The sequence below is a fragment of the Vibrio sp. Vb0349 genome (genome assembly GCF_033338975.1).
Map to the genome: position 1 here is coordinate 1 of NZ_JAWOTS010000043.1, position 17,462 is coordinate 17,462.

Consider the following 17,462-nt stretch of genomic DNA (forward strand, 5'->3'; position numbering starts at 1 on the left):
GGAACAAAGCTGTCGCTGCTGCTACCAAAACTGTTGTTCTGGCTACTGTTAAACTGGTCTTTGCCAAATAAAGCTAAAGACGGAGTGGAAAAGGTAATGAGCCCTAAGAGTAAAACGGAAAGTAATGCGCGCATAAAAGAGTCAATTCATCTTAGATAATTGCCGTTAGTGTAACTCAATCAGACCCGGAGGCGAGTCAATAAGTTTCATGAAAATGAAGATTTATTGAGCATAAATCAAGACAACAGGCAATAAAAAAGGGAGCCGAAGCTCCCCGAGTAAGACTCTGTTTCTACTAGATCAGTAGACCACCGAATGCGAAGCCAAGTGCTACCGCAGAAGCGATGGTTACCACACCAGGTACAAAGAATGGGTGGTTGAATACGTACTTACCGATACGAGTTGAACCCGTGTCGTCCATCTCAACCGCGGCAAGTAGCGTTGGGTAAGTTGGCAGCACGAATAGCGCACTTACTGCTGCGAAAGATGCAACTGCGGTAAGTGGTGCGACACCGATTGCTAGTGCTGCTGGCATCAGCGCAACAGTGGTTGCACCTTGAGAGTAAAGCAGCATTGAAGCGAAGAATAGAACAAGTGCTAGCATCCATGGGTAGTCTGCTAGTAGTGCACCCGCAACTTCTTTGATGCCGTCAACGTGCGCGTTAACGAACGTAGAACCTAGCCATGCCACACCAAGAACACACACACACGCTGTCATACCAGAGCGGAATGTTGCTGCGGCTGGGATTTTGCCAGCATCGATTTTACAGCTCATTACGATAGCTGCCGCAGCTGCTAGCATTACCGTCATGATAGCTTCGTTACGGCCTAGAGCAGGGTTCTCGATAAGACCCACAGAGCCAGAAATTGCTGCTGCGTAACACACGACAAATGCGATTGCGCCTAGGAAGATGAAGGTTGCTTTCTTCGCTGTTGGTAGGATTTCGCGTTTTGCTTCTGTATTTAGCTTGATTAAGCCTTTTTCTAGACGCTCTTGGTATTCAGCATCGTCTTTTAGCTCACAGCCCATGAAGTTCGCCACGAACGCACCGATCATGCACGCGATGAACGTCGTTGGGATACAGATTGCTAGTAGTGTTAGGTAGTCAACGCCAAATGGGTGCAGCATTGCCGCGAACGCTACAACAGCCGCTGAGATTGGTGATGCGGTGATAGCGATTTGCGATGCTACGACCGCGATAGACAGTGGACGAGAAGGGCGCACGCCTTGGCCTTTCGCTACTTCTGCAATCACTGGCAAAGTAGAGAATGCCGTGTGGCCAGTACCCGCCATTAATGTCATTAGGTAAGTTACGATAGGCGCATAAAAGGTGATGCGCTCAGGATGCTTGCGCAAAAAGTTTTCAGCAACTTGCACCATCCAGTCTAAACCACCAGCTACTTGCATTGCTGCGATAGCGGTGATTACAGACATGATGATCAAAATTACGTCAACGGGAATGTAAGCTTGGCTTGTTGGTACGCCCAAGATCAAAGACAACGCAATGACCCCAGCACCACCGGCAAAACCAATGCCGATACCACCGATTCTTGCCCCCAAATAGATGAAGAGCAGAACCACGAAGAGTTCGACCATGACCATATTGATACCTCTTTAGTTTTTTATTTGATTCTGATTTTTTGAACACTCAGGAACAGGAGTAAATGCTCAGAGAATGAGAACCTAGTGGTTTAGCGGCAATAAAAGCATATAAAAAATGTGGTTAACCGTATGAGAGCCTAAAAAAGGGGCCTGAGTGGCCCCCTTCGGATTCGTTATTACTCGTAACGTTTTGCTTTGTAAGTAGGATGCATGAAGTTTTCTACTGACAAGATTTCATCAAGCTCCTCTGCTGTAAGCAGACCGCGCTCTAGCACGACTTCACGAACACTCTTACCAGTTTCTGCACAAATCTTACCTACGATGTCACCTTCGTGGTGGCCGATGTATGGGTTTAGGTAAGTGACGATACCGATAGAGTTGTAAACGTAGTTTTCGCAAACTTCTTTGTTCACAGTGATGCCGTCGATACATTTATCACGTAGGTTCACACACGCGTTGTGTAGTAGAGAGATAGACTCAAACACACTTTGTGCGATCACAGGTTCCATAACGTTTAGCTGTAGCTGACCGCCTTCTGCTGCGAAAGAAACCGTGTTGTCGTTACCGAGAACTTTGAAGCAAACTTGGTTTACTACTTCTGGGATAACTGGGTTTACTTTAGCTGGCATGATTGAAGAGCCTGCTTGCATTTCAGGTAGGTTCAATTCATTTAGACCCGCACGAGGACCAGAAGAAAGTAGACGAAGGTCGTTACAGATCTTCGATAGTTTCACTGCTAGGCGTTTTAGCGCGCCGTGAGTCATTACGTATGCACCACAGTCAGACGTTGCTTCGATAAGGTCTTCTGCTGCAACAACGTCAAGGCCTGTTACTTCCGCTAGGTGTTTTACTGCAAGCGCTTGGTAGCCAGTTGGTGTATTTAGACCAGTACCGATTGCGGTTGCGCCTAGGTTGATTTCTAGGAGGAGTTTAGATGTGTAATCTAGAGCACGAATCTCTTCGTTTAGTGTTACCGCCCATGCATGGAACTCTTGACCTACTGTCATTGGTACTGCGTCTTGAAGCTGAGTACGGCCCATTTTCAGTACATCTTTAAACTCAACGGCTTTAAGTTCGAATGCGCCTTTTAGGTACTCAATTGCTTCCATTAGCTTGTGTACGCTGTTGTATACCGCAATACGGAAACCTGTTGGGTACGCACAGTTGGTTGATTGGCTCTTGTTTACATGGTCATTTGGATTAACAAATTCGTATTGGCCTTTCTCTTTACCCATCAACTCAAGCGCAACGTTTGCGATCACTTCGTTCGTGTTCATGTTAACTGAAGTGCCTGCACCGCCTTGGAATACGTCTGATGGGAACTGATCCATGCACTTGCCAGTTTCTAGGATCAAATCACACGCTTCGATGATGTAGTTTGCAACGTCTTTTGGAATAGCGCCAAGTTCTTTGTTTGCTAACGCGGCTGCTTTTTTGGTCATTACCATGCCGCGTACAAATTCTGGTACGTCAGAGATGGTCATATTAGAGATGTTGAAGTTCTCGATCGCACGTAGCGTATGAATACCGTAGTACGCATCTGCAGGGACATGACGTTGACCTAATAGATCTTCTTCAATACGAGTGGCTGGGTTTGCTGTTTTTGGAGCATCAGATAGGGTAGCCATAGCAGGATCCTTAGATGATAATTCTGATAATAAAGTTATTTATTAGCCATTTCTGCAATCTAGAATCCATTCATCAGAATTTTTGGCTGGAAAATCCGTCCTGACTTATGTGGCACATGATACTGCACCTAGCGCATAAAAATAGTAACTAGATCACCTTTTTCATTTTTCATGAGTCAATAATTTGCAAAGTATGAACGGGTTATTAATAACCCTTTATAGGTACTCGATTTTCCTCGACAAACATGAGTTTTTAGAGTTCGAAATTAGCACTTTAAAAGCACGAAAAAATCGGTATGCAATTGAATGAAACGTGCTCCTGCTACTTTGCCTAAAAGAGAAGGAGACCAGTATGAACACGCTTTTTTACAACGATTCGTTTGAGCTTAGTCTGCTTTTACCATTACACTGAATTAAACAAAGGAGGGCGTGTGTTTCCTATCTTATTATTAGCGTTTATTTTTGTTCCGATCATTGAAATCGGCTTATTTATTCAGGTGGGCGGCTTTTTAGGTTTATGGCCGACCATTGCACTAGTCTTAATCACGGCATTTGTCGGTGCATCGTTGGTTCGTAGCCAAGGTATCCAAACACTGATGTCAGTACAGGGGCGTCTTGAACAAGGTGAAATTCCAGCCCAGCAAATTTTTGAAGGCGTAATGCTTGCGGTGGCTGGCGTGCTACTGTTAACCCCAGGCTTTATGACCGATGCCCTTGGTATGTTGGTGTTGCTTCCTGCGCCACGCGCCGCGATAGCTAAATACTTGATGAGCAAAATGGTGGTGAAAACCATGCATGGCGGTGGCTTCCAAGGTGGTTTCTCTAACCAGGGGCCATTTGAGCAAGACCCGTTCCGTCGTGACCCATTTGATTCCCAGTCAGATAATGGCAATACCTTCGAAGGGGAATACGAGCGTAAAGACGATGATGATCGCAACAAGCTCAACTGATTGAGTTAGTCAGTAAAGAAAACAAAAGGGCGCACCAAGCGCCCTTTTCTGTATTTGGAATTCGTGCTGCTTACAATGCGCCTTCAAAGCCCATTTGACGCCATGCTTCAAAAGCAATGATCGCAACGGCATTCGAAAGGTTTAGGCTGCGCGCATCTGGCATCATTGGAATGCGAATACGCTGCTCCATTGGCAAGCTATCGATGATTTCAGCAGGCAAACCACGAGTTTCTGGACCAAACATCAAAACATCACCCGTTTGGTATTGTGCATCAACGTGGTGACCTGTGGTTTTGGTGGTGCAGGCAAACAATCGGTAGTTACCTTGCTTCTCTTTCTCTAAATATTCTAAGAACGCTTGATAGTTTTTATGACGCGTTACGCGAGCTAAATCATGGTAATCCAAACCAGCGCGGCGGACTTTTTTCTCTTCAAGATCGAAACCCAGAGGTTCAATTAAGTGAAGGTTTGCACCGCAGTTGGCGCATAGTCGAATGATGTTGCCGGTGTTCGGCGCGATTTCTGGTTCGTATAAAGCGATATCAAACATGGTATTGAAATAGAGTTGGTCAAAGAGAGGGGCAGTATATACCCAAGTCACCGAAATATGCGAGATTCAAGCAAGATTGACCTGGGTATGAAAGCAGGCATTAGCGCGGATGTTAATACCGTAAGTAGCGATGCTCTTTATAAGAGAGCGTGAGCATAGTTTTCTTCAACTGCTCGCCAGTTGACGACGTTCCACCACGCATCAATATATTCTGGGCGACGGTTTTGGTAGCTGATGTAATACGCGTGCTCCCACACGTCTAATGCGAGGATTGGTTCACCGCGCACATCCACTACGTCCATCAGAGGGTTATCTTGATTGCTGGTGGACGTAATGTGAATCTCACCATCTTTTACGATCAGCCATGCAAAGCCAGACCCAAAGGTATTGATGGCTGCTTGGGCAAACGCCTCTTTAAATTGCGCAAAGCTACCAAATTTATCGTTAATTGCTTGAGCAAGCGCGCCTTGAGGCTCTCCGCCACCGTTTGGTGACATGCAATTCCAATAAATGATGTGGTTGTAATAGCCGCCACCATTATTACGTACTGCTGGACTGAGCTTAGAGATATTGTCAAAGATCTCGTCTAATGACTGAGTTTCGAGCTCGCTCCCTTCAACGGCATTTACAAACTTATCAAAGTACGTCTTGTGGTGTTTGCTGTAATGCACTTCCATGGTTTTCGCGTCGATGTACGGCTCTAGTGAATCGTACGGGTAAGGCAGAGCGGGAAATGTATGTGACATAGTAAATCCTCCTTAACTGGAAAATTTACTTTAATGCTAACGATAATTATTATCAACTTTGATCTTTGTAAGGGTATTCTAAGAAGCCTCGCCAATTTCTAAAGTGAGGGTGGGGCTGTGAATCACTCACTCTAGAAATATGGTGCGAATTATTGTTAGTTCATCAAATTGAGACTAACAATTGATCGGTAAGGTGATACTCATACGCAATCCGCCTAAAGGACTTCGGCTGGCTGCGATCGTGCCACTGTGCTGGCGAATGGCACTTTCGGTAATGGTTAGGCCGAGACCTGTGCCGCCAGAGTGGCGATCGCGTGCCGTGGAAACGCGATAGAACGGGCGAAAAATCGCGGCCAGTTCCTCTTCTGGTACACCTTCTCCATTATCGTCAACCGTGATACGAAGCGTATCGTCATCGGCTTTGATGTCGATTTGTACCTCATCTTTTCCGTAGTAAATGGCGTTACGAACGATATTTTCCACCGCACTCATCAGTAGTTTAGGGTTACCGGAAATATTGCGCTTAGGTAATTCTGAATAGTGTAGCTGTTTGCCCATTTGCTCTGCTTCAAACTGCGCATCTTTAATGATTTCTTCCCATAAACTTTCTAGTGGCTGTGTTTCGCGAGTCATATGACTGTTCGCCTGCATGCGAGAAAGCTCTAATAGTTCGCTGATCATCTGTTCCAAGCGCTGCGCTTCGGTATCGATACGAGTCAGTTCTGGGCTTTCGCCTTGTTTACGCGTCGCTAATGCGCTTGCCATGCGCAGACGAGTTAAAGGTGAGCGCAGCTCGTGAGAGATATCGGATAGCAAACGTTGTTGTCCTGAAATCATTTGATTAACCGCTTCGACCATCTGGTTGAAGCTGCTACCTGCTTGACGAAACTCCGCCGTGCCTTTTTCTAAATTTGGGTCTGTGACAAATTCACCTTTCGCCACACGTTGAGCAGCGGCTTCAAGACGACGTGCAGGCTGACTCAAAGCCCAAGCAAGCCATAACAGCAATGGTGTACTAACCAACATGACCGCAAGCAAGAGCTGGAATGGGTGATCAAACAGACGCAGGAGTAGAGGTGGTGGCTCATTCCACTTGAAGCCCACGTACATCAAGATATCGGAATCTGCCAAAGTGATAGGAATTGGGCCCGCAATCATGTATCGACCATACAGCTTCTGCTTTGGATTATTGTAATCTTCGATACTGGTGACAAAGTTTTGCATGGCACGCAATTGAAAATTGCTGCGTTTTTCTGTCGTAAGAACATTACCGCTGTAGTCAGAAAAAAACACTCGTGGGCGAGGGTCGTGCTTGCCGTGGCGGTTGCCCTCGATACGAAAAAGTATGCGGCCTAAATCAGTTTGCTGGCTGTATTTTTGTTGGATTGAGTCACGCGTTTCTACCATACGTTTGTAGTGTTCTTCTGGAATATCGCGAGCTTTGCGTGGGTCCAAATGTGGCAGTGATAGCACGGCTATCAATACTAATAACATGGTGAACCAAAAAATGGCAAAGATGCGTCCATACAGGCTATTGATGTTTGGCAGTTTGATGCGTGATAGGCGCATTAATCCTCCTCAAGCAGCATGTAGCCACGACCACGCAGGGTTTTAATTCGCGGCTTGCCATTGCTTTGATCTGGTAATTTTTTACGTAAGTTCGAGACATGCATATCGATAGCGCGATCAAAAGCAGCGAGTCGTTTACCAAGCACATCTAAGCTCAGTGTCTCTTTGGTCAGCACTTGTCCTGGGTTTTGTGCGAAGTGGGTGAGTAGCGCAAACTCGGTTGCCGTGAGATCGAGTAGCTGTTGCTCACAGTACGCTTCTTGCTTACCGGGATAGAGGCGGATTTCTTGATACTCAATGCAATCGCTGTTTTTGGTATTTTTTTGTGTGCTGCTAGTGCGGCGTAAAATCGCGCGGATACGCGCTAACAGCTCTCGGTCACTAAAAGGTTTTGGTAAATAATCATCCGCGCCCAGTTCCAAGCCGATCACGCGATCAATTTCTTCCCCTTTAGCGGTCAGCATCAAGACGGGAGTTTCCCAATTTTCACGTAAGCGTTTCAGCGTTTCCATGCCATTGAGTTTTGGCATCATGACATCCAACAAAATCAAATCAATCTTATCATTGATCGCGGCTAAGCCGGCTTCACCGTCATTTGCTTCGCTGACGTCAAACCCTTCGAAACTGAGTACTTCTTTTAATAAGCTGGTTAGCTCGATATCGTCATCGATTAAAAGAATGTTTGCCATGGGGGCACCTATAGTAAGTTACCGATAGCCTAATATTACATTGGAATGATGCGCAACGAAGAGGAGAAAAATCACTCTTTACGATTCTTTACGCTCCCTATACGTCGCTTTACCTAGCGGGTCGTATTCTATACTCAAGCGCTGTGAGAACAGCTCAGAAGAACCACTCACCTGTGTAAGGAATCATATTATGAAGTCTGCAAAAAAACTTGTGTTAGCTGCTGTTGTTCTACCTCTTACTCTTGGCGCCGCAAGCGCATTCGCTTACGGTGGTAAAAACCATCATAAAGGTCCTCGTGACGAATGCGGCATGGGTATGGACCGAGGTGTCATGCGTCAACTAGACCTGACTGATGCACAAAAAGATCAGCTAAAAAAAATGCGTGAAGCAAACAAAGCAGAAATGAAAGCAAAATTCGCTGATGGCAAAGAAGCACGTATGGCTGAGCGTCAAGCGCATCACGCAAAAGTGCAATCGCTTTTGCTGGCGGATAATTTTGATGAAGCTCAAGCTAGCGAATTAGCAAAAGAGATGGTTGAGCGCCAAACGGAACGTCGCGTGCAAATGCTAGAAAGAAAGCACCAAATGCTTAGCGTATTAACACCTGAGCAGAAAGCGAAATTTGTTGAGCTACAAAATGAACGTATGCAAGAGTGTGGCGACAGAATGCACAAGCGCATGGAAAAGTCGCGCAATAATTAAGTCATGAATTGATGTTATATAAAGAGGCAGCCATTGGTTGCCTCTTTTTGATCTGGTTATTTCATGGTCATTCAATATACTCAACGTATGGTTTTAGTTAACTCTTTGATTATGAAACAGCAATACGCACGTTTAGTTACGACCGCCGCTTGGACTGCAACCATTGTGGCGACGCTTCTTCTGATAGTAAAAGTCATCACGTGGTGGGTAACCGGCTCAGTGAGCTTATTGGCGTCATTGATTGACTCCATGTTAGATATCGCGGCTTCGGTTGTGAATCTTGTGGTGGTTCGTTACGCCTTACAACCGGCAGACCGCGAACATACGTTTGGACATGGTAAAGCTGAGTCCTTAGCGGCCCTAGCCCAAGCAATGTTTATTTCGGGCTCGGCAGTATTTTTGATTCTTAACGGGATTGACCGATTTTTCCGCCCACATGCTTTACACGCACCGGAGTTAGGTGTGTATGTATCGCTGTTTGCGATTGTGGTCACACTTGGCTTGGTGATGTTCCAAAAACATGTGGTTCGCGTGACGGGGAGCCAAGCAATAGCGGCGGATTCTCTGCATTATCAGACTGACTTGTATATGAATGTTGCGATCATGGTGGCTCTGGGGCTCAGTTATTTTGGAGTGACTCAAGCGGATGCTGTGTTTGCGATTGGTATTGGTGTCTTCATTCTTTATAGCGCTTTCAAAATGGTCAGCGAAGCGATTCAAACCTTACTTGATAGAAAGTTGCCCGATGAAGAGCTTGAGCAAATTAACCAAGCTTGTTTGAGCGTAAAAGGGGTATTGGGCGTGCATCAGTTACGCACGCGAATGTCAGGACCGACGCGCTTTATACAGTTGCATTTAGAGCTAGACGATAACTTACGATTAATTGAGGCGCATTACATCGCTGATAAAGTGGAAGATAATTTATTGGCTCTGTTTCCTGATGCGGACGTACTGATCCATCAAGATCCATTGTCTGTCGTTTTCGGACCAGAGAAAGAGCAGAAAGCACAAGATTGGTAGGCTTGAAAAATCCATCAGTGCCCGACGACAAACAGGTACTTATTGACTATCTTTCCATCAATACTTATTAAGATTCGTGATCCTGATATGAATCAACAAAGTTTCATAGAGAAACTGTAATACTCTTACATAAGTAGAAAAGTTACATAAAAAAGTGCGTTTTCATTGGTAATCCTGTAGAGGAAATGTAACATAACGCACAGTTCTGGATTATGCAGGTTGCTTGGTAACAAGGGGCCTAAAAGAAAATTAAATAATTGATTGCCAAAGATCGAGGGTGAGCATGATTAAGAAGATCGGTGTTTTAACAAGTGGCGGTGACGCACCTGGTATGAACGCTGCGATACGCGGCGTAGTACGTACAGCACTATCCGAAGGATTGGAAGTATTCGGTGTGTACGACGGCTACCTAGGCCTATACGAAGGCCGCATCGAGAAGCTAGATCGTTCTAGCGTTTCAGATGTGATCAACAAAGGTGGTACGTTCCTAGGTTCTGCACGTTTCCCTGAATTTAAACAAGTGGAAGTTCGTGAAAAAGCGATTGAGAACCTGAAAAAACATGGTATCGATGCACTAGTGGTAATCGGTGGTGATGGTTCGTACATGGGTGCGAAGAAACTGACTGAAATGGGTTACCCATGTATCGGTCTTCCGGGCACAATCGACAACGATATCGCAGGTACGGATTACACTGTGGGCTACCTAAGTGCACTAAACACCGTTATCGATGCAATCGACCGTCTACGTGATACTTCTTCATCTCACCAACGCATTTCAATTGTAGAAATCATGGGCCGTCACTGTGGTGATTTGACTCTGATGTCTGCAATTGCGGGCGGTTGTGAATACATCATCACTCCGGAAACTGGTCTAGACAAAGACAAGCTGATCAGCAACATCCAAGATGGTATCGCTAAAGGTAAGAAACACGCGATCATCGCGCTTACTGAGCTAATGATGGATGCTAATGAACTAGCACGTGACATCGAAGCCGCGACAGGTCGTGAAACTCGTGCAACAGTACTTGGTCACATCCAACGTGGTGGTCGTCCAACTGCATTTGACCGCGTACTAGCATCTCGTATGGGTAACTACGCTGTTCACCTATTGATCGAAGGTCATGGTGGTCGTTGTGTAGGTATCGTGAAAGAGCAACTTGTTCACCACGATATCATCGACGCAATCGAAAACATGAAGCGTCCAGTACGCAACGATCTATACAAAGTTGCTGAAGAACTGTTCTAAGCAAGCTTGAAATAGATAAACAAAACCGCGGCTTTCCGCGGTTTTTTTGTATTTGAGAATCAACAAAAAGAAACTAGTGATAGACGAGTGTTAAGACACGCTGCTCTGCTCTATGAGCGTTAATTTTCGCTCGCGCAGCGCAAACAAGTAGCCCAGTAGCCCACCCAACGTATTCCCAACCGCGATACCGATAAACAAGCCTTCAATGCTGTAGATTTGGCTCCCGATCCACGCCGATGGCAAGGTAAAAATGAACAGCCGCATAAAGCTCCACTGGAATGCACGCAATGGCTTGTGCATCGCATTCAAACCACTGACTAACATCATTACGATGCCTTGGAAGCCATAACTAAATGGCACCACCAGTAAATAATGCCAAAGCAGGTTTTTCACCGCATCTTCCTGAGAAAACAGCGCAGCCAGAGGAATGCTCAGTGGCACCATCATCAAGAAGATAAACCCTTGGAATACCACTGCAAAACGCATGCTAATAAATAAACCGGAAAAGGCTCGTTGCGGTTGTTTGGCTCCTAAATTTTGTGCCATAAACGGTGTGAGGGCAGAGGTCAGCGACATCAATACTAAAATCAATATAGACTCAATACGCTGCGCTGCGCCGTAAGCAGCAACCGCCGCTGTACCGTGGTTGGATAACAGCATCATCAGAATGGCACCGGACAACGGATTCATCGCGTTTGATAGCGCTGCAGGGGTACCAATTTTTAGTGTCTGTTGCCAGTCTTGTTTCAGCAAAGCCCATTGGGGTTGAGCAAGCAATTTTTCCCGTTTAATTAGCACATAGAATGAGCCACACAAAGCACCTAACCAGCTAAAGGCACTTGCTATGGCTGCGCCTTGAATGCCAAGTTCCGGAAAAGGGCCATAACCGAAAATCAACAATGGATCGAGCATGCCATTAATCAAACCAGCCAACATCATGACTTTTGCTGGTGTCTTTGTGTCGCCAGTAGCTCGGATAGCACTGTTGCCCGCCATTGGGATCACTAGCAGAGGAATGGTGAGATACCAGACCTGCATATATTGCTCAATAAGAGGGATGAGATCATCAGACGCACCAAGAAAACGAAACAATGGCGCAATGGTGGTAAAGCCAATAGAAGACGCGATAGCCACAAGTAACACGGCTAACAACAAACCGTGGGTGGTGAACCGAGCAGCTTGTGGTGCATGACCTTGCCCAAGCAAGCGACCAATATTGGTCGATAGTCCCATCCCAATCCCCATCGTAATGCAGTTAACCGCAAAGGTGACAGGGAAGGTATAGCTGATAGCTGCTAGCGCTTGAGTGCCAAGCAACGAGATAAAAAACGTGTCCACCAAGTTAAACATCAAAATTGCGATCATGCCCATGGTCATGGGTACGGTCATTTTCCGCAGCGTTTCAGGAATGGGTGCGGTCAACAAACCATGCTTATCGGTCGCTTGGGGTTCCAGCTTGTTATTTTCCTGCATGTGTGACAACTATCTGGTGAGCAAACTGCAAGGATACAAGAAAGCGAGATGCCGAGCGAGTGAGCATTTCTAACGCAAACCGTTGCCTAGTTGTTCGTTATTTTAACTAAGTCACAAAAATTTTGTGCCACCCCCTTGGGATCGCTGCTTCGACCCCTTATATAGGGATCACGTGTCTGGGGCTACAGTCCCTAAGGACAATTATCAAATAAACATGGAAATTTTCAGGAGAGACGACCGATGAACATTCGTCCATTACATGACCGAGTTATCGTTGAACGTAAAGAAGTTGAATCTAAGTCTGCTGGTGGCATCGTTCTGACTGGTTCTGCTGCAGAAAAATCGACTCGCGGTGTTGTTCTAGCTGTGGGTAAAGGCCGCATCCTAGAAAACGGCACCGTACTGCCACTAGACGTTAAAGTCGGTGATACCGTTATCTTCGCTGAAGGTTACGGTACAAAAACTGAAAAAATCGACGGTAAAGAAGTGCTTGTCATGTCTGAAAACGACATCATGGCGATCGTTGAATAATAGCAATCATTGAGTAATTTTTTGCTCAGATTCAATTACGAAATTACACACAAAGAATTTTAGAAAGGAAATCAAAGATGGCTGCTAAAGACGTTAAATTTGGTAATGACGCACGAGTTAAAATGCTGGAAGGTGTAAACGTTCTGGCTGACGCAGTAAAAGTAACACTGGGTCCTAAAGGACGTAATGTCGTTCTAGACAAATCTTTTGGTGCACCAACTATCACTAAAGATGGTGTATCAGTAGCGCGTGAAATCGAGCTGGAAGATAAGTTCCAGAACATGGGCGCACAAATGGTTAAAGAAGTTGCGTCTAAAGCAAACGACGCAGCGGGTGACGGCACAACAACAGCAACGGTACTAGCGCAATCTATCGTTAACGAAGGTCTAAAAGCAGTCGCAGCGGGCATGAACCCAATGGATCTTAAGCGTGGTATCGACAAAGCTGTTGCCGCGGCAGTTGAGCAACTAAAAGAGCTTTCTGTTGAATGTAACGACACAAAAGCGATCGCGCAGGTTGGTACTATCTCTGCAAACTCAGACGCAAGCGTAGGTAATATCATTGCAGAAGCAATGGAGCGTGTGGGTCGTGATGGCGTTATCACGGTTGAAGAAGGTCAGGCGCTACAAGACGAGTTAGACGTAGTAGAAGGTATGCAGTTCGACCGCGGTTACCTGTCTCCTTACTTCATCAACAACCAAGAATCAGGCAGTGTTGATCTAGAAAACCCATTCATTCTTCTAGTAGACAAGAAGATCTCAAACATTCGTGAGCTTCTTCCAACGCTAGAAGCTGTCGCGAAAGCATCTCGTCCACTGCTTATCATTGCAGAAGATGTAGAAGGCGAAGCGCTAGCAACATTGGTTGTGAACAACATGCGTGGCATCGTAAAAGTTGCAGCTGTGAAAGCACCTGGCTTCGGTGACCGCCGTAAAGCAATGCTACAAGACATCGCTATCCTAACTGGCGGTACTGTGATTTCTGAAGAGATCGGTCTAGAGCTAGAAAAAGTTGCACTAGAAGATCTAGGTCAAGCGAAGCGTGTTTCTATCACGAAGGAAAACACGACTATCATCGATGGTATCGGTGAAGAAGAGATGATCTCTGGCCGTGTTGCTCAGATTCGTCAACAAATCGAAGACGCAACTTCAGACTACGACAAAGAGAAACTACAAGAGCGCGTTGCTAAACTAGCTGGCGGTGTTGCAGTAATCAAAGTCGGTGCAGCGACCGAAGTTGAAATGAAAGAGAAGAAAGACCGTGTAGAAGATGCGCTAGCCGCAACTCGCGCAGCGGTTGAAGAAGGTGTTGTTGCTGGTGGTGGTGTTGCACTTATCCGTGCGGCATCTAAGATTGCTCACCTAACGGGTGACAACGAAGAACAAAACGTTGGTATCCGCGTTGCACTACGTGCAATGGAAGCGCCAATCCGTCAAATCACGAAGAACGCTGGTGAGGAAGACTCAGTTGTTGCGAACAACGTGAAAGCGGGTGAAGGTAGCTACGGCTACAACGCGGCAACAGGCGAATACGGCGACATGCTAGAAATGGGTATCCTAGATCCAACTAAAGTTACTCGTTCTGCACTACAATTCGCAGCATCGGTTGCAGGTCTGATGATCACAACTGAAGCGATGGTTACTGACCTACCGCAAAAAGACGCGCCAGCGATGCCTGACATGGGCGGCATGGGTGGCATGGGCGGTATGGGCGGCATGATGTAAGCCAGCTTATCTCATCGCTCTAGGGAAACCTTATAGCGGAAAGATAACCGACCAAACCTTTAAAAGTCGAGGCAGATGCCTCGACTTTTTTATGCGTATCACCTGAGAAACATGACGTTCTGGTGTGGCTTATCATGAAATTTTTGAGCGTAAAAAGCGCCATTTCAGAAGCAAAAAATCGAAGAGAAATATTTTTTCTTTTGAGTCAGATGGTTAAATCTGACCTATTGCTAACACTTTTTGAACGGGGACAGAGCAAAATCTGAACATTACACTATGTTGTAAATTGTTGCTTCCCATCATGGAGATGAAAATGAAAAAGCTTATGACGTCATTGGCGGTTGCAGCCGCTATCGCATCACCTGTTGCTTTTGCCGACAGTACACCTGTGATGTTCTCTACTATCGACAACACAAACGCACCCTCTAATTCTTCAGTAGGTGGCGTTCGTTTAGCTGTGCTGCATGGGCAGGTAAATGAGGTTAAAGGTGTCGACTTTTCACTGCTTGGTATGTCAGAAACGGATCGTACGACAGGTGTGAACTTCGGTCTGTTTTTTGGCGCAGCAAAAGTAAATCAAGAAATGAAAGGCGCGTCTTTAGGCTTAGTTAACTGGAACCAAGGTCAGACGACGGGTGTTAACTTGGGTGCTGTTAACATTACGAACAACGTAAAAGGCTTGAACTGGAGCGCGGTGAACTATTCTGAAGGCTACACCATGGCGGATGTGGGCTTAGCGAGTATCTCTAAGAAGTCTAATTTCCAGTTTGGTTTCTTCAACATGACCGATCAAATCGATGGCGTGCAAATTGGTCTTTTGAACTGTGCGGATAACGGTTTCTTCAAGTGTTTCCCACTCATCAACTTTGCTAAGTAATCCCTGAGAAAGTCAGAATCTTTATATACAGAAAGCCCTCGATGTTCGTCGAGGGCTTTTTAATTACAGATGGGATGAAGCGAGTTTCTCGGATCGTTAACTATTTAATTAATCGTGATGAAGTTTTGCGTTGTTGAATTCTTTGATGAACACCGCGGCGTAATGCTTTGATGTGGTTTTCTGCTTTATCCACACCTAACAACACGGTTAATGTCAGGAGAGTAATAACCACCGACTGCGTTAAATAACCCAAACCTATCATCAAACCTAAACCTGCTAGCACCCATATTACAGCCGCGGATGTTACGCCATGGATTTTTCCATCTAGTGTCATCATAACGCCAGCGCCTAAGAAGCCGACGCCAGTAATGATCTGACCAAGCACTCGTGCTTGATCAAGAGTATTTGGCGATAACGACACTGCCATCGACATAAACAGGTAGGTGCCTGAAATAATTAATATTGCTGTGCGAATGCCAACCGGTTTACCACGAGTTTGGCGCTCTATACCGATCATGAGCCCATTAATGGCGCAGCATAGTAGGGCAGGCCAACTGAATGGGCCAAGATCGAAAATTTGTTCGAATGCTGTATGCATCTTGACCTCCAAAAGTGCGGAGTATGCATAGACTTACCGTGCAAAGCGAACAAAAATAATCAATCTAGACGACAAATTTAATTGAGCGTCAGAGCTTATTCTAAATGCAAATCCAACGGCGTTTTACTTGGCCTGCCACCAATTTCTCGTGTGAGTTTTGGTACCAGATAACCCGATACACGCGTGATGAGTCCGCGCATAATAGCTTTCGCTTCTTCGTCCGAAATAAAGTAGTGCGCTGCGCCTTGCACCTTATCAAGAACGTGGAGGTAATAAGGCAAGATACCCGCGTCAAATAAGGCCTCACTTAACGCCACTTGAGCTTCTACCGAATCATTCACGCCTTTCAGCAGAACGCCTTGGTTTAGAAGCGTAACGCCCGCTCTTTTGAGCTTGAACATCTGTTCAGCAAATTCGTCATTGATTTCGTTGGCATGGTTGATGTGAGTGACGAGGATGATTTGTAACCTTGATGCTTGCAAAAGTTGGCATAGTTCATCAGTGACTCGAGCAGGAATCACCACAGGTAAACGGCTATGAATACGCAGACGTTTGATGTGAGGAATGTGAGCAATGTGCTCTAAAAGCCAATGAATCTCATCGTCTTTTGCCATTAATGGATCACCACCTGAGAAGATGACTTCGTTCAACTCTGGTTGTTGTGCCATGTACTCTAAGCACTTGGTCCAGGCTTGTTTCCCGCTTTTGTTCTCTTGATAAGGGAAGTGACGACGAAAACAGTAACGGCAATTTACCGCGCAGCCACCTTTGACAATCATCAGGGCGCGGTTGCGATACTTGTGTAGCAGGCCAGGGACTTCATTGTCCTGCTCTTCCAATGGATCATAGGAGTAACCCGGATGCACCTCAAATTCGTCGCTCAGTGGTAAAACCTGACGTAAAAGAGGGTCTTTAGGGTTGCCTTTCTCCATCCTATCGACAAAACTTTGCGGTACACGCTGTGCAAACAGCTTGCGCGCGGCAAACCCGTCTTGCCACGGTGAAGGATCAATTTCCAGTATTTCGAGCAATTTTGCAGGATCAGAGATCCCATTCGCCAACTGTTTGAGCCAGTTTTGCTCAACAGATTCGACTTTTCGGGTTATTATGTGCGGCATTGAATTTAGCTCTAAGAATGTAAGAGGAAAAAATGGCTACAGTTAGCACCAATGAATTTAAAGGCGGTCTTAAGTTAATGCTTGATAACGAGCCTTGTGTAATTCTGGAAAACGAATACGTTAAACCAGGTAAAGGCCAAGCGTTCAACCGTGTTAAAATTCGTAAACTTCTTTCTGGTAAAGTGCTAGAGAAAACATTCAAGTCTGGTGACACTTGTGAAGTGGCAGACGTAATGGATATCGACCTAGATTATCTATATTCAGACGGCGAATTCTACCACTTTATGAACAGTGAAACGTTTGAACAGATCGCAGCGGATGCAAAAGCGGTAGGTGAAAACGCTAAGTGGTTGGTAGAAAACAACACTTGTATGATCACTCTTTGGAACGGTAACCCAATTACTGTTACTCCACCAAACTTCGTTGAGCTAGAAGTT

At 45.7% G+C, this 17,462-nt stretch carries 17 protein-coding genes; 8 read left to right on the forward strand and 9 right to left on the reverse strand.

Annotation, left to right across the window (positions count from 1 at the left end):
- Positions 1-295: 295 nt before the first annotated feature.
- Complete coding sequence (locus R7Q47_RS22000; protein WP_005382378.1) at positions 296-1,603, reverse strand: anaerobic C4-dicarboxylate transporter; 1,308 nt, start codon at positions 1,601-1,603, stop codon at positions 296-298.
- Positions 1,604-1,779: 176 nt separating this feature from the next.
- On the reverse strand, positions 1,780-3,231 hold the full coding sequence (gene aspA, locus R7Q47_RS22005; RefSeq protein WP_005382379.1) for an aspartate ammonia-lyase: 1,452 nt from the start codon (positions 3,229-3,231) through the stop codon (positions 1,780-1,782).
- 431 nt (positions 3,232-3,662) lie between these two features.
- Between aspA and R7Q47_RS22010 the strand changes: the two genes are divergently transcribed.
- The gene (locus tag R7Q47_RS22010) at positions 3,663-4,181 is read left to right on the forward strand and encodes an FxsA family protein (protein WP_033907286.1); all 519 of its coding nucleotides are present in this window, start codon (positions 3,663-3,665) and stop codon (positions 4,179-4,181) included.
- 70 nt (positions 4,182-4,251) lie between these two features.
- On the opposite strand, the gene trmL is transcribed toward R7Q47_RS22010, so the two are convergent.
- From trmL to R7Q47_RS22030, 4 genes are all read right to left on the reverse strand, one after another.
- Complete coding sequence (gene trmL / locus R7Q47_RS22015) at positions 4,252-4,731, reverse strand: tRNA (uridine(34)/cytosine(34)/5-carboxymethylaminomethyluridine(34)-2'-O)-methyltransferase TrmL (RefSeq protein ID WP_025768811.1); 480 nt, start codon at positions 4,729-4,731, stop codon at positions 4,252-4,254.
- A 137-nt stretch (positions 4,732-4,868) separates the two neighbouring features.
- A complete protein-coding gene (locus R7Q47_RS22020) occupies positions 4,869-5,477 on the reverse strand; it encodes a superoxide dismutase (RefSeq protein ID WP_005382382.1) in 609 nt (202 codons plus the stop codon).
- A 174-nt stretch (positions 5,478-5,651) separates the two neighbouring features.
- Complete coding sequence (gene cpxA / locus R7Q47_RS22025; protein ID WP_170894109.1) at positions 5,652-7,046, reverse strand: envelope stress sensor histidine kinase CpxA; 1,395 nt, start codon at positions 7,044-7,046, stop codon at positions 5,652-5,654.
- On the reverse strand, positions 7,046-7,735 hold the full coding sequence (locus R7Q47_RS22030) for a response regulator (RefSeq protein WP_248487103.1): 690 nt from the start codon (positions 7,733-7,735) through the stop codon (positions 7,046-7,048). Before R7Q47_RS22030 ends, cpxA begins: the two co-directional genes overlap by 1 nt.
- Positions 7,736-7,925: 190 nt before the next feature.
- On the opposite strand from R7Q47_RS22030, the gene R7Q47_RS22035 reads away from it, so the two are divergent.
- From R7Q47_RS22035 to pfkA, 3 genes are all read left to right on the forward strand, one after another.
- Positions 7,926-8,438, forward strand: coding sequence for a CpxP family protein (locus tag R7Q47_RS22035; protein WP_130545483.1), 513 nt, complete (start codon positions 7,926-7,928; stop codon positions 8,436-8,438).
- A 111-nt stretch (positions 8,439-8,549) separates the two neighbouring features.
- On the forward strand, positions 8,550-9,458 hold the full coding sequence (fieF, locus tag R7Q47_RS22040; RefSeq protein ID WP_318089381.1) for a CDF family cation-efflux transporter FieF: 909 nt from the start codon (positions 8,550-8,552) through the stop codon (positions 9,456-9,458).
- Positions 9,459-9,741: 283 nt separating this feature from the next.
- Positions 9,742-10,704 (forward strand): 6-phosphofructokinase, encoded by a 963-nt coding sequence (gene pfkA / locus R7Q47_RS22045; RefSeq protein ID WP_005381521.1) that lies wholly within the window; start codon positions 9,742-9,744, stop codon positions 10,702-10,704.
- A gap of 90 nt (positions 10,705-10,794) precedes the next feature.
- Here pfkA and R7Q47_RS22050 read toward each other — a convergent pair whose 3' ends face one another.
- Positions 10,795-12,177 (reverse strand): MATE family efflux transporter, encoded by a 1,383-nt coding sequence (locus R7Q47_RS22050; protein WP_017821828.1) that lies wholly within the window; start codon positions 12,175-12,177, stop codon positions 10,795-10,797.
- Positions 12,178-12,417: 240 nt separating this feature from the next.
- Here R7Q47_RS22050 and R7Q47_RS22055 point away from each other — a divergent pair, with 240 nt between their 5' ends.
- The 3 genes from R7Q47_RS22055 to R7Q47_RS22065 all read left to right on the forward strand — a co-directional run bounded on the left by R7Q47_RS22055 (position 12,418) and on the right by R7Q47_RS22065 (position 15,309).
- Entirely contained in the window at positions 12,418-12,708 is a 291-nt protein-coding gene (locus tag R7Q47_RS22055; protein ID WP_005381516.1) for a co-chaperone GroES, read from the forward strand.
- A gap of 77 nt (positions 12,709-12,785) precedes the next feature.
- Positions 12,786-14,432 carry a chaperonin GroEL gene (gene groL / locus R7Q47_RS22060; RefSeq protein ID WP_005381509.1) on the forward strand — a complete coding sequence of 549 codons (1,647 nt, stop codon included), beginning with the start codon at positions 12,786-12,788 and terminating at the stop codon, positions 14,430-14,432.
- A gap of 313 nt (positions 14,433-14,745) precedes the next feature.
- Entirely contained in the window at positions 14,746-15,309 is a 564-nt protein-coding gene (locus R7Q47_RS22065; protein ID WP_005381507.1) for a VC2662 family protein, read from the forward strand.
- 100 nt (positions 15,310-15,409) lie between these two features.
- Here R7Q47_RS22065 and R7Q47_RS22070 read toward each other — a convergent pair whose 3' ends face one another.
- Positions 15,410-15,907: an MgtC/SapB family protein gene (locus tag R7Q47_RS22070; RefSeq protein WP_005381504.1), complete on the reverse strand. Its 498-nt coding sequence runs from the start codon at positions 15,905-15,907 to the stop codon at positions 15,410-15,412.
- 95 nt (positions 15,908-16,002) lie between these two features.
- A complete protein-coding gene (epmB, locus tag R7Q47_RS22075) occupies positions 16,003-17,025 on the reverse strand; it encodes an EF-P beta-lysylation protein EpmB (RefSeq protein ID WP_318089379.1) in 1,023 nt (340 codons plus the stop codon).
- A gap of 32 nt (positions 17,026-17,057) precedes the next feature.
- Between epmB and R7Q47_RS22080 the strand changes: the two genes are divergently transcribed.
- On the forward strand, positions 17,058-17,462 hold a 405-nt coding region (locus R7Q47_RS22080), incomplete at its 3' end, for an elongation factor P (RefSeq protein WP_318089380.1).

What these genes read in the sequence shown, in the direction of transcription:
- R7Q47_RS22035 (WP_130545483.1), top strand. Translation starts at nt 7,926, where the DNA reads ATGAAGTCTGCAAAAAAACTTGTGTTAGCTGCTGTTGTTCTACCTCTT.
- R7Q47_RS22030 (WP_248487103.1), bottom strand. Translation starts at nt 7,735, where the DNA reads ATGGCAAACATTCTTTTAATCGATGACGATATCGAGCTAACCAGCTTA.
- epmB (WP_318089379.1), bottom strand. Translation starts at nt 17,025, where the DNA reads ATGCCGCACATAATAACCCGAAAAGTCGAATCTGTTGAGCAAAACTGG.
- trmL (WP_025768811.1), bottom strand. Translation starts at nt 4,731, where the DNA reads ATGTTTGATATCGCTTTATACGAACCAGAAATCGCGCCGAACACCGGC.
- R7Q47_RS22065 (WP_005381507.1), top strand. Translation starts at nt 14,746, where the DNA reads ATGAAAAAGCTTATGACGTCATTGGCGGTTGCAGCCGCTATCGCATCA.
- cpxA (WP_170894109.1), bottom strand. Translation starts at nt 7,046, where the DNA reads ATGCGCCTATCACGCATCAAACTGCCAAACATCAATAGCCTGTATGGA.
- pfkA (WP_005381521.1), top strand. Translation starts at nt 9,742, where the DNA reads ATGATTAAGAAGATCGGTGTTTTAACAAGTGGCGGTGACGCACCTGGT.
- R7Q47_RS22055 (WP_005381516.1), top strand. Translation starts at nt 12,418, where the DNA reads ATGAACATTCGTCCATTACATGACCGAGTTATCGTTGAACGTAAAGAA.
- fieF (WP_318089381.1), top strand. Translation starts at nt 8,550, where the DNA reads ATGAAACAGCAATACGCACGTTTAGTTACGACCGCCGCTTGGACTGCA.
- aspA (WP_005382379.1), bottom strand. Translation starts at nt 3,231, where the DNA reads ATGGCTACCCTATCTGATGCTCCAAAAACAGCAAACCCAGCCACTCGT.
- R7Q47_RS22000 (WP_005382378.1), bottom strand. Translation starts at nt 1,603, where the DNA reads ATGGTCATGGTCGAACTCTTCGTGGTTCTGCTCTTCATCTATTTGGGG.
- groL (WP_005381509.1), top strand. Translation starts at nt 12,786, where the DNA reads ATGGCTGCTAAAGACGTTAAATTTGGTAATGACGCACGAGTTAAAATG.
- R7Q47_RS22050 (WP_017821828.1), bottom strand. Translation starts at nt 12,177, where the DNA reads ATGCAGGAAAATAACAAGCTGGAACCCCAAGCGACCGATAAGCATGGT.
- R7Q47_RS22020 (WP_005382382.1), bottom strand. Translation starts at nt 5,477, where the DNA reads ATGTCACATACATTTCCCGCTCTGCCTTACCCGTACGATTCACTAGAG.
- R7Q47_RS22070 (WP_005381504.1), bottom strand. Translation starts at nt 15,907, where the DNA reads ATGCATACAGCATTCGAACAAATTTTCGATCTTGGCCCATTCAGTTGG.